This window comes from Clostridium psychrophilum, assembly GCF_018861705.1.
GTDB classification, from domain to species: domain Bacteria; phylum Bacillota; class Clostridia; order Clostridiales; family Clostridiaceae; genus Clostridium_AD; species Clostridium_AD psychrophilum.
Genome location: NZ_JAHLEC010000102.1, coordinates 1 through 11,374, shown reverse-complemented (window position 1 = coordinate 11,374; position 11,374 = coordinate 1). Strand labels below are relative to the sequence as shown.

Below are 11,374 nucleotides of genomic sequence, written 5' to 3'. Positions count from 1 at the left end.
TTTCGGGAATTTTTGTTGAGTTAGATACAACAATTATACCAGAAAGAGGGGGTCATTGTTTTTTTTCTTAAAAACAGCTACAATCCTTGCAATTGCAGGGTCTTAAATAAACAAAACAAAGATAGTGTTAACACTATCAAATTATAAATGGGAGTGAAAATATGAAAGTATATTATGCAAATCATCCTGAGGATTCAAAGAATTATACAACAAATTCTCTTAGAAAATACTTTTTAAAAGAACATATATTTATAAAAAATCAAGTGGAGTTGGCATATAGCCATGTAGATAGGATAATTTTTGGTGGAGCAATGCCAGTTGATAAAATTTTAAAATTAGAAGCTGGAGATGAACTTAGATCAGCATATTTTCTTGAAAGAAGAGAGCTTGGAACAATTAATATAGGTGGCAATGGATTAGTTACTATAGATGGTGTGAAATATGATATTAATCATTATGATGCTATTTATATAGGGAAAGGGTCAAAGGATGTTACTTTTGAATCAAAAAATTCTAGTAATCCCGCTAAATTTTATATTAATTCATGCCCTGCTCATAAGACTTATCCAACAAGGAAAGTTGGGTATGATGATGCAAATCATATAAAATTGGGAAGTACAGAGCTAATAAATAAAAGACAATTAAATCAATATTTACACCCAGATATTTTACAGACATGCCAACTTGCAATGGGAATGACAGAATTAGCTGATGGGAGTGCATGGAATACGATGCCAAGTCATACTCATGAGAGAAGAATGGAAGTATATTTTTATTTTGACATGGATGAAAATACAAGGGTTTTTCACATGATGGGGCAACCAAATGAGACAAGACATATTGTATTGAAGAATGAGCAGGCTGTAATTTCTCCAAGTTGGTCAATTCATTCGGGTGTTGGTACTAAAAGATATACGTTTATTTGGGGAATGTGTGGAGAGAATCAAGATTTTGATGATATGGACAATCTTACAATGGATCAATTAAGGTAAATATTTAATTGAGGGGGATTTAAAAATGAGAAAGAAAATTTTATCAATTATTATATGTGGAGTTTTTGCCACTACACTAGGTTTAACTGGATGTGGAAAAGGTGCAACATCACAAACTAATGCTACAAAAAAAGGTCCAACAGTTTTAAAATTAGCATTTAATCAGGATGAAAAAAATCCACAATATTTAGCTATGAAAGCCTTTGCTGATACAATAAAGAAAAAAACCAATGGAGCATATGATATTGAGATTTATCCAAAAGAACTTTTAGGTTCACAAAAGGAAACGTTAGAAATGGTACAATCAGGAACAGTTGCTATGTCTATAGTTGCAAACTCTTTATTAGAGGGATGGAATCAAGATTTTTCAGTATTTAATTTACCATATGTATTTTCTAGTGTAGAACATCAAAAAGCAATAGTAAACGATCCAAATGTGGTTGGTGATTTATATAATTCATTAAAAGGTCAACAAGTAAAAGTATTGTGTGCTTTCCATGGTGGCGTTCGTAATATATATACATCATATGGGCCTGTTACAAAACCAGAAGACCTTAAAGGAAAGAAAATACGTGTAATGCAGTCAGACACTAATATGCAAATGATTAAACTTATGGGTGGTACAGGAGTTTCAATGGGACAAGGTGATGTTTATACAGCTATTCAGACAAAGGTGTTAGATGGAGCAGAAAATAATGAATTAATATTTAATAATTTATTACAAAATGAAGTAGCTCCTTACTATAGTTATACAAAACATTTAATGCAACCAGATATGTTGGTAATAAACCAGGGTGTATGGGATTCATTCCCAGATAGTGTAAAAACAATATTTAATGACAATATGAAAATAGCAGTAAATAGTGAATATAATGAATTCAAAGTAGCAGTTGACACATCACTAGCATCAGCAAAGAAAAAGGGTGCAAAAATTACAACTAATGTTGATATAGCTCCATTCCAAAAATCAGTTAGACCACTTACAGAGGCAAAAATCAACTCAGATGTAACAAAGAAAATTTATAAAAAAATTCAAGATACAGCCGCACAGTATAAATAAGGAGAAAAACATCAGGAGTGATTATATATGAAAAAAGTAAAAAATAGCATAGATAAGTTACTTGAATTGATATCTGTTACATTGTTTGTTGGTTTAACAGGTACAGTATCGTGGCAGGTATTCTCTAGATATGTTTTAAAGAATCCAAGTGCTATTACAGAAGAATTATCTAAAATTGCTTTTGTATGGTTAGTGCTTATATCAGCTGCCTATCTGTTTGGTGAGCATGGGGGACATATGAATATTGGAGTTATAGTGGATAGAACAAGTCCAAAGGTAAAGATAATTTTAAGCTTATTTTCACAAATTATAATATGTTCATTTGCAGTTTTTGTTTTATTATTAGGAGGATATAGTGCCGTAATTAATGGATGGTCACAGACTAATTCGTCTATAGCAAGTATAACAACAGGCCAAATTTATATAGCCCTTCCAATCTGCGGAATGTTTACAATTTTTTACAGTATTAACTATATGATAGAAGATATTAAAAATTTATTGAAAAAATAAAGGAGAGAAAAATAATTATGACATATTTTGCTTTTCAAGTTGGACTGGTAATACTTATTACCTGTGTTGTTCTTCTTTCACTTGGAGTTCCTATAAGTATTAGTATGGGTGTTGGAGCAGTATTAGCAATATTTGTAGTTTTAGCACCTGATAAAGTTGCAATTACGTCAGCACAACGGTTATATACGGGTATAGATTCATTCTCCTTACTGGCTATTCCATTTTTTATATTATCTGGAAGCATAATGAATAATGGTGGAATAGCTAAGAAACTTATAAATTTTGCTAAAACATTAATTGGTTCAATACCTGGTGCATTAGCATTGACTAATGTAGTTGCGAATATGTTCTTTGGTGCTATAAGTGGGTCAGGCGTAGCTGCAGCGGCTGCAATAGGTGGTGTCGTAGGCCCTTTGGAAAAGGAAGAAAATTATGATCCGGCTTACTCAGCTGCAGTTAATATTGCATCAGCACCATGTGGAATGTTGATTCCACCAAGTAATACATTTATTGTTTATTCATTGGCAAGTGGTGGAGCTTCTATTGCAGCATTATTTATGGCTGGATATATTCCGGGAATTCTCTGGGGATTAATCTGTATGATTATTGCTTATATAGGTGCAAAAAAATTGGGATATAAGCCTAGTCCAATTAGTGGTGTAAAAGCAAAGTTTAAAACTTTTATAGAAGCAATACCAGCATTATTTTTAATAGTAATTATTGTAGGCGGTATTTTAGGAGGAATTTTTACACCTACAGAAGCAAGCTGTGTATCTGTCGTTTATGCTTTGATTTTATCCGCTTGTTATAGAAGTTTAACGCTAAAAGATTTATACAGGGTATTTCTTGAATCAGCTAAGACAACAGGTATGATTATATTTTTGATAGGTGTTTCAGCAATATTAAGTTGGATTATGTCATTTACTGAAATTCCTACTTTAATTGCAAATAGTTTAATGGGTATTACAGATAATAAAGTATTAATTATGTTGATGATAAATACAATTATGTTATTTATGGGATGCATAATGGATCCTACACCAGCTATATTAATTTTTACACCCATATTTTTACCTATTGCTCAAGGCTTAGGATATAATGTAATTCATTTTGGTGTAATTATGGTATTTAATTTCTGTGTAGGAACAATAACACCGCCTGTAGGGCCAATATTATTTACAGGATGTAAGGTAGCTAATCTTAAAATAGAAAATGTTATAAGGCGATTGTTACCGTATTTCGCAGCTGAAGTGGGTCTTTTGTTAGTAATAACATTTATTCCGGCAATTTCACTATTTATACCTAAATTATTGGGACTTGTGTAATAGAAATCTTTTAAATGCATTAAATAGTGTACTATTATAAAGATGTATTAAATATAAAAAATGTGTTTGGAGGATAAACTAATGAGTAAAGATATAGTACTATCAGTAGTGAAAGCTTTTAAAATTATAGAAATATTATCAGAAAATAAATTTATTGGAGTAAGAGAAATAAGTACTATTAGCGGTATTAACACTACATCCGTTTTTAGAATGTTGACAACACTAGTTAAATTAGGGTATGCAGCACAAATGGACGAAAATGGAAAGTATTTCTTGACATATAAGTTATTAGTTATAGGCAATTCAGTACTAGCCCAAAATAATATGATCAAGTTGGTTCATCCATATTTACAAAAAATATCTGACGATTGCAAAGAAACAGTCCATTTTATTGAACGTGTTGAAACAAATGTAAGGTATATTGATAAGATTCTACCAACTTCAGGTGTAGTTGCTATGGGTTCTTATATAGGTATGGAACTACCTTTAACTTCCACAGCTGTAGGGAAATCTATTTTAGTAGAATTACCAGAAGAAGAAGTTAAAGAAATCTGGAATAAGGCAGAGGTGATTCCATATACTCCTAAAACCATTAGAGATTTAGATGTATTAATTAAAGAAATTGAAATTATTAGAATGCGTGGATATGCGATTGACAATGAGGAGAGAGAACTGGGATTATCTTGTGTGGCAGTAAGTATTCCTAATTATAAGGGAGAGCCTATGTATGCAATGAGTGTATCTGCACCAAGTAACAAAATGAATGGAGAGAACTTAGTAAGAATTTGTAGGATTTTATTAGATGCGAAAGAGAAGATAAAGAAAATTATTATGCATATGTAATTTTAATATGTATTTTTATGTAAGGATTAAGATACACATGCTTAAAATTAAAAAGGAGAGATATATATGAATTATTGTGATTTAACAGGAAAGAAAGCAATTGTAACAGGAGCGGCACAAGGTCTTAGCCTAGGGATGGCTGAAGGACTTATGGAAGCCGGGGCTGAGGTATGCCTTTTAGATGTTAATCCTAAGGTAAAAGAAGTTGCAATGGAAATGGTTAAAAAAGGTTTTAAATGTCATGGAGTAATAATAAATGTTATAGATGAAAAAGAGAGAGAAGAAGGGTTTAATAATGCTATTGAAATATTAGGAACTTTAGATATTTTAGTAAACGGAGCTGGTGTTCAACGTCGTCATAAATGTGAAGATTTTCCAATGGATGATTGGAACTTTGTAATGAACGTCAATTTAAATGCAGTTTTTGCATTATGTCAATTAGCTGGAAGACATTATTTGGAGAAAAATAAAAAAGGTAAAATAATAAATATAGCATCTATGCTTTCATTCTTTGGTGGATATACAGTGCCTGCATATGCAGCATCAAAGGGTGCTGTCTCACAACTTACAAAGGCATTATGTAATGAATGGGCTGAAAAGGGAATAAATGTTAATGCACTTGCACCAGGTTATATGGATACAGAAATGAATGTAGCATTAACAGATCCATCTAATCCTAGAAATAAGACAATTACCGAAAGAATTCCAGCTAATCGTTGGGGTACAAAGGATGATATGAAAGGACCTTGCGTATTTTTAGCATCTGATGCTTCAAATTATTTAAATGGAGTAATAATTCCAGTAGATGGTGGATATTTAGTAAAATAAGGAGGGACTAGTTATGAAAGTAATTATTACAGATTGTGATCATGAGAACATAGATATTGAAAAAAAGATATTTTCAGATGCCGGAATAAGTTGTGAGTTAAAAAATGCTAGAACTGAGGATGAAATAATTGAGCTGTGTAAGGGTGCTGAAATATTTATAGTTCAGTATGCTAAAATTACAGAAAAAGTAATGGAGGCATTACCTGAATTAAAATTTGTTGTTAGATACGGAGTTGGAGTAGATACAGTAGATGTTAAAGCAGCTACAAAACATGGAATACAGATTGGAAATGTACCTGATTATGGTATGAATGAGGTGGCAGATCAAGCACTAGCATTAACATTGGCTTTTGCAAGAAAAATTATTACGATGAATGAATATACTAAGATAGTAAAATGGGACTATAGTAAATCTATTCCAGTTCATAGATTATCCCAACAAACTGTAGGCATAGTTGGAATTGGAAGAATTGGAGGAAATTATGCTAAAAAAGCAGCAGCTTTAGGTTTTAATATCATAGGATATGATCCTTTATTTGTGCAAACTAAAGATAATACTTATGTGACTCCCGTTGCATTTGATGAGTTAATTGAAAAGTCAGATATAATTTCCATTCATTGCCCTTCAGATGGAAATAAATATTTATTTAATAAAGAAATTTTCAAGAAAATGAAAAAGAGTGCAGTGCTTATAAATGTAGCTAGGGGTGGAATTGTAAATGAAAAAGACTTAGATGAAGCTTTGAAACATGGAGAGATTGCTGGCGCAGGTTTAGATTGTATGGAATCGGAACCAATGAGATCAGATTCGGAAATCTTCAAAAATAAAAATTTGATTGTTACACCCCATATGGCATGGTATTCAGAGGAGTCAGCTTTAGAGCTTAAGCGAAAAGTTGCAGAAGAGTCTGTGAGATTTGCTAAGGGTAAACCAATTCATTACCCAATTAATAATTTAAAATAGTAGGTATCAAATTTAAGTATTGTTTTCATACCTATTTTTATTTAAAAATTTTACATTAGCAGAGGGTTTTCCTCTGCTTTACTAATAGCATAAAAAGTATAGATTTTAATAAAATATAATTTTTACGGGAGGAAACTATGAATAAAATAGAAATAAAAGAGGCATTAAGAGGAAAATTGATTGCAGTTGTTAGGCAGGAAAATGCAGAAATAGCTAAACTATTTTGTCGTACTCTTATAGAATCAGGAATTGATGTATTAGAAATCACATTTTCCGTTGATAATGCTGAAAAATTGATAAAGGAATTAAGAGAAGAATTCCCTAATGCTATTATAGGAGCTGGTACCGTACTTTCAGAGGAGCAATCTAAATTAGCAATAGAAAATGGTGCACAATTTATTGTATCTAGAGAACGCTGTAGGAATTTAATACAAGCATATAACGTATAGAAATGGAGTGATTATATAATGAGAAAAGAAAATATAGTTCTTAACACATTGGTTTTTATGAGTGATCATAAAAAGGGAATAAAGCAGATTAAAATGATGGAAACTTGTAAGGAATTAGAAATAAATATTGTTGAAATTAGAAGAGAATTTTTTGAAAATATTAATATTGAAACCGAGGAAGTTGGAAAGAAGGCTAAGGAGCTTTCCTTAACAGTGTTATATTCTGTCCCACAATATATGTATATTAACAAGCAATTACAACTTACTGACATGGAAAAATACTTTAAAGAAGCTAAAATGATGGGAAGTAGACATGTGAAAGTTGTAATTGGCGACTATGACAAAGTAAAATCTGAAGATGTCTTGTATATGAATGAACTCTGTAAAAAAGATAGTATTAGATTATTAGTTGAAAATGATCAAAGTAGTGAAAATGGTAAAGCAGATAAGATAATTGATTTTGTAAAAGAGTACAAATGCTTAGGCGGAGAAATCGGGGTAACTTTTGATATTGGAAATTATGTATGGCAGAACGAGAGTCCATTAGAAAATGCTAAGAAATTAGCTCCTTATGTTGAATATATACATCTAAAAGATGTTAACAGCTTAGATATGCCTAGTACAGTCTACCTTTCTGATGGTGTAATAGAGTGGAAAGCTGTTCTAGATCTATTACCAAAAAATTTGTTATTAGCATTAGAATATCCTTGTGGTGATGAAGCAAAAAAACAATTAGATATAGAAATAAATAAATTGATATATTAATTTTCATTTTTAAACAGTGGTTCGCATATTAGGAATATGAAAGGAAATAGCAAATTAAAAATGCAAAGTATATTTTGCACCAAAGGGTATGTTTATGTGTAGTAGTCTGGCTATAGGGAAAGGAAACATACCACGCAGTATTAGACAAAATAGACTAGTATACTGATTTTTTATTTTTTAAGATGGGCTTTAATTATATATTTAAAAATTAGAAATTTAAAAGGGGAATATATATGGGTAAGGTAATTTTATTTGGAGAACCTATGGCTTTGCTAATTGCAGATACTGTAGGAGCATTAGAAGATGTTGAGCATTTTACAAGATCCCTTTCAGGAGCTGAAGTGAATGTATGTATTGGTTTGTCAAGATTAGGACACCAAACTACATATATTGCACGCTTAGGTGATGATCCATTTGGGCATTTTATAGAAAAAGATTTAAGAAAAGAAAATATAGAAATTAAATTTATAACATATGATGATGTATATCGCACAGGAATTCAGCTAAAGAGTAAGGTTTTATCAGGAGATCCACACGCACCATATTACAGAAAAGGGTCTGCATTTTCACATATAACATCCAAGGACATCGACATTATTGACTTTTCTGATATTGATCATGTACATGTTACAGGTATACCACCAGCTTTATCTAAAAGCTGCAGAGAGGCAACATATAGATTAATGGAAAGAGCAAAAGAAAATAATGTATTCATTACTTTTGATCCTAATTTAAGACCAGCTCTTTGGGAAAGTAAAGAGATTATGATAGAAACTATTAATGATCTATCATGTAAAGCGGATATGGTACTTCCAGGAGTTGAAGAGGCTAAAATTTTATTAGGTATAGATAATATAGATGCTATAGCTGATAAGTACAAAGCTATGGGAATTAAGCAAGTTGTAATAAAAGATGGCCCTAGAGGAGCTTATGTAAGAGATGGAAAAGAAAGTTACACTGTTCAAGGATTTAAAGTGGACAAAGTTATTGATACTGTAGGAGCAGGGGATGGTTTTGCAGTTGGAATTATAAGTGCAAGACTCGAAGGATTGTCATTGATGGAAATGGTTAAGAGAGGAAATGCTATAGGCGCAATACAAGTTACTAATATAGGAGATAATAAAGGCTTACCAACGCAGAAAGAACTGGAGAAATTTATAAAAAATAATAGCTGTAATAATGTTAGAAAAATATAGTTATACAATATAAGACATAAAATGGGTGTTTTTGCCTATCCCCCCGAAAAGGTAAGTTAGTGTAAAGTAGTAGAGTGTTTTTCTATCCAAGGTTAGATTGCAAGTAAACTTTCCTCTTTTGGTCATATGATTTTATTGAAAATAATACGACCTTTATTTGCATATAACCTTGATTTACAAGGCTTGTTAAGCAATAAATTTTACTAATGGCTATTATAGCCTTTATATAATACTCTATGTAAAAACCTTGCTGATATTACAATATGAAAATCCTTTAATTCCTAGATATACTTAGCATGAAAAATACATTTTAAATTTCTTTACTATTACTTAAATTTTCTTCAAACTCAGTTAAAAAACTATTTGTTGACGATGATGTAAATCCAACATTCCCTTTAAAATTAGTAGCCATATTGGACATTTGCTGTTCAAAATTAGAATATGAGAAGTTTGAATTTTTCATTTCTTCCTCTAAGCCTTCATTATTGGAATTCATTGCGCTCATTAATTCCATAATGTTATGAGAAAATTGTGCTCTTTGTCCAACAGGAATTTTCTCTACCATTTCACTCCATGCTTTTTTTACATTAGCTGGTGCTGTAAGTGGTGGAAATCCTTTGGCATTATTAGATGAACTAATTTGTATTGACATCGAATCCCCCCTTAAGTAAATATAGTGAATTCGGAAACTCTTAAGTCCCCCTATATCTCAATCCCGGAGGGATGATTTTATTTATCCCCCCAAAATTTCAAACAAAATCGTTAAAATTTTCTTATATTTATTAAAAATCACTTGACATAGTTGGTAAAATTTGAAAACTTCACAATATGGTATTAATTACCAACTAGATTGTGAGGTGTTTTTTATGTTAGGTATCTGGCGTTCTCATGCTGAATATCAATTGTTTCTTATTAACAATTTGTTACCATTTTATATCAATAATAAGATTACCGTGGAGTTTTATTCTAAGGCTTTGAGCAAACTTTATATCCTGGATTTAGATATACTTAAAGTACTACTTAAGTGTTGATTTACGCTTTGTTTTATCCTAACGTTTACAAATTAGTTTATCCAGTGGAATCATTAAACCACACATTCATTTATCCTATTTACAGAATAATTTAACCGGATTTTACACTTTATATTAACCTAGATTCAAAGTAAAACTCCATAAAATATAAGAGTAGCATAGCTACTCCAAGTGATAAATTTACTGAATTTATCATTTAATATAATTATACTGAATCTATTTTGGCAGCTATCGCTGCTAAAGCACAGGCAACTATTATGGCATCAATTTTACCCATAACACCGCAAAGCTTTTCAGTGCTATAAAACTTGTCTTTTAATTCAGCTAAATGACAATCGGCACCAAAATTCCCTTAAGTAGTTTTCCCAAGCAACACCATAATGCCTGAACGACTCTCAATTTTTATTTCATAATGGCTTCCGTAATTAATAATTGATGTTACTCTTCCAGTCCAAGTTTCTTTCTTCTGTTTAGTTTGATTTGTACATTCAAAAATCATTTATTTAAACCAACCTTCATATTTCATATAAGATTTATTTCATTTTGAACACTCATTACAATTTCAGTATCAATTACTTTTAGACCCTTCTGATATCCCATCATTAAACTCTTCTCAAGAATGGTATTAAGAAGCCTTGTAGACCCGTTACAACAGGAATTAATAGCTTCTACTGCATTAGCATTAAAGATCTCATCGACTATGCCACAAAGTTTTAATCTCGAAGATATATATCCATTAACTTCGTCTTTAGATATACCTTCATAATTATAGTTAATTACAATTCGCTGCTTTAAAGCATCATGTATTTGTTTTGATAAAATGTTGTTTAATAACGGTTGTCCAGAAAGGATCAATATGGCATAGTTTTTTGAGTCCATATCGAAATTTAGTAATAACTTTAGGTCATTTAAAACATCTGTTTTAAGGTATTGTGCCTCGTCTATCATAATAAGGGGTATAATCTTCTTATCTTTAGATAATGAAATTATCCTTTCTTGTATGGCTTTAAAAAGATCGATTTTCTTTGAATAGGGCTCCACGCCTAAGCCGTAGGCTATTGCTTTATAAAATTCTAATACTGTAACAGTAGATAACGTGATGTAAATAATCTTGTACAAATTTGGATTCAAGCTGTTTACGAAACATCTTAAGGTATAGGTTTTACCAGTACCTGGAAGCCCAGTAAAAAGTCCAATTCCTTTTATATTTTTAAGGTGTTCCATTCTTGATATCGCTTGCGTAAAATCATCAGATTTAAAAAAATCTCTTTCACTTAAACTTTTTTCAAAAGGATTAAATTCCATTCCCCAATATGCTTTATACATTTTTATTTACCTCCGTTTATCTTAGAATAATCAATAACATTTCTTTTTACTTTAGAGTTATCTACACGTTTAAGAGGATATACAA

At 31.1% G+C, this 11,374-nt stretch carries 12 protein-coding genes and 1 pseudogene; 10 read left to right on the top strand and 3 right to left on the bottom strand.

Annotated features, from left to right (window positions below; genetic code table 11):
* The first annotated feature begins 161 nt into the window (after nucleotides 1–161).
* The 10 genes from kduI to KPL38_RS15505 all read left to right on the top strand — a co-directional run bounded on the left by kduI (nucleotide 162) and on the right by KPL38_RS15505 (nucleotide 8,932).
* Nucleotides 162–992, top strand: coding sequence for a 5-dehydro-4-deoxy-D-glucuronate isomerase (gene kduI, locus KPL38_RS15550; protein ID WP_216290082.1), 831 nt, complete (start codon nucleotides 162–164; stop codon nucleotides 990–992).
* Nucleotides 993–1,017: 25 nt separating this feature from the next.
* Nucleotides 1,018–2,052 carry a TRAP transporter substrate-binding protein gene (locus KPL38_RS15545; RefSeq protein ID WP_216290081.1) on the top strand — a complete coding sequence of 345 codons (1,035 nt, stop codon included), beginning with the start codon at nucleotides 1,018–1,020 and terminating at the stop codon, nucleotides 2,050–2,052.
* A gap of 27 nt (nucleotides 2,053–2,079) precedes the next feature.
* Entirely contained in the window at nucleotides 2,080–2,562 is a 483-nt protein-coding gene (locus tag KPL38_RS15540) for a TRAP transporter small permease (protein ID WP_216290080.1), read from the top strand.
* Between the two features lie 17 nt (nucleotides 2,563–2,579).
* Entirely contained in the window at nucleotides 2,580–3,887 is a 1,308-nt protein-coding gene (locus KPL38_RS15535; RefSeq protein WP_216290079.1) for a TRAP transporter large permease, read from the top strand.
* Nucleotides 3,888–3,968: 81 nt separating this feature from the next.
* The gene (locus KPL38_RS15530) at nucleotides 3,969–4,730 is read left to right on the top strand and encodes an IclR family transcriptional regulator (protein WP_216290078.1); all 762 of its coding nucleotides are present in this window, start codon (nucleotides 3,969–3,971) and stop codon (nucleotides 4,728–4,730) included.
* 66 nt (nucleotides 4,731–4,796) lie between these two features.
* Nucleotides 4,797–5,558: an SDR family oxidoreductase gene (locus tag KPL38_RS15525; protein WP_216290077.1), complete on the top strand. Its 762-nt coding sequence runs from the start codon at nucleotides 4,797–4,799 to the stop codon at nucleotides 5,556–5,558.
* Nucleotides 5,559–5,571: 13 nt separating this feature from the next.
* The gene (locus KPL38_RS15520; protein WP_216290076.1) at nucleotides 5,572–6,522 is read left to right on the top strand and encodes a C-terminal binding protein; all 951 of its coding nucleotides are present in this window, start codon (nucleotides 5,572–5,574) and stop codon (nucleotides 6,520–6,522) included.
* Nucleotides 6,523–6,659: 137 nt separating this feature from the next.
* Nucleotides 6,660–6,971 carry a hypothetical protein gene (locus KPL38_RS15515; RefSeq protein WP_216290075.1) on the top strand — a complete coding sequence of 104 codons (312 nt, stop codon included), beginning with the start codon at nucleotides 6,660–6,662 and terminating at the stop codon, nucleotides 6,969–6,971.
* A gap of 18 nt (nucleotides 6,972–6,989) precedes the next feature.
* Nucleotides 6,990–7,736 (top strand): sugar phosphate isomerase/epimerase family protein, encoded by a 747-nt coding sequence (locus tag KPL38_RS15510; protein ID WP_216290074.1) that lies wholly within the window; start codon nucleotides 6,990–6,992, stop codon nucleotides 7,734–7,736.
* A gap of 233 nt (nucleotides 7,737–7,969) precedes the next feature.
* A complete protein-coding gene (locus KPL38_RS15505; protein WP_216290073.1) occupies nucleotides 7,970–8,932 on the top strand; it encodes a sugar kinase in 963 nt (320 codons plus the stop codon).
* Nucleotides 8,933–9,242: 310 nt separating this feature from the next.
* Here KPL38_RS15505 and KPL38_RS15500 read toward each other — a convergent pair whose 3' ends face one another.
* The 3 genes and pseudogenes from KPL38_RS15500 to KPL38_RS15490 all read right to left on the bottom strand — a co-directional run bounded on the left by KPL38_RS15500 (nucleotide 9,243) and on the right by KPL38_RS15490 (nucleotide 11,289).
* Nucleotides 9,243–9,584 (bottom strand): hypothetical protein, encoded by a 342-nt coding sequence (locus tag KPL38_RS15500; protein WP_216290072.1) that lies wholly within the window; start codon nucleotides 9,582–9,584, stop codon nucleotides 9,243–9,245.
* Between the two features lie 584 nt (nucleotides 9,585–10,168).
* Nucleotides 10,169–10,462 (bottom strand): annotated as a pseudogene (locus KPL38_RS20510) (DUF6618 family protein).
* A gap of 23 nt (nucleotides 10,463–10,485) precedes the next feature.
* Nucleotides 10,486–11,289 (bottom strand): ExeA family protein, encoded by an 804-nt coding sequence (locus KPL38_RS15490; protein WP_216290070.1) that lies wholly within the window; start codon nucleotides 11,287–11,289, stop codon nucleotides 10,486–10,488.
* Nucleotides 11,290–11,374 lie beyond the last annotated feature (85 nt).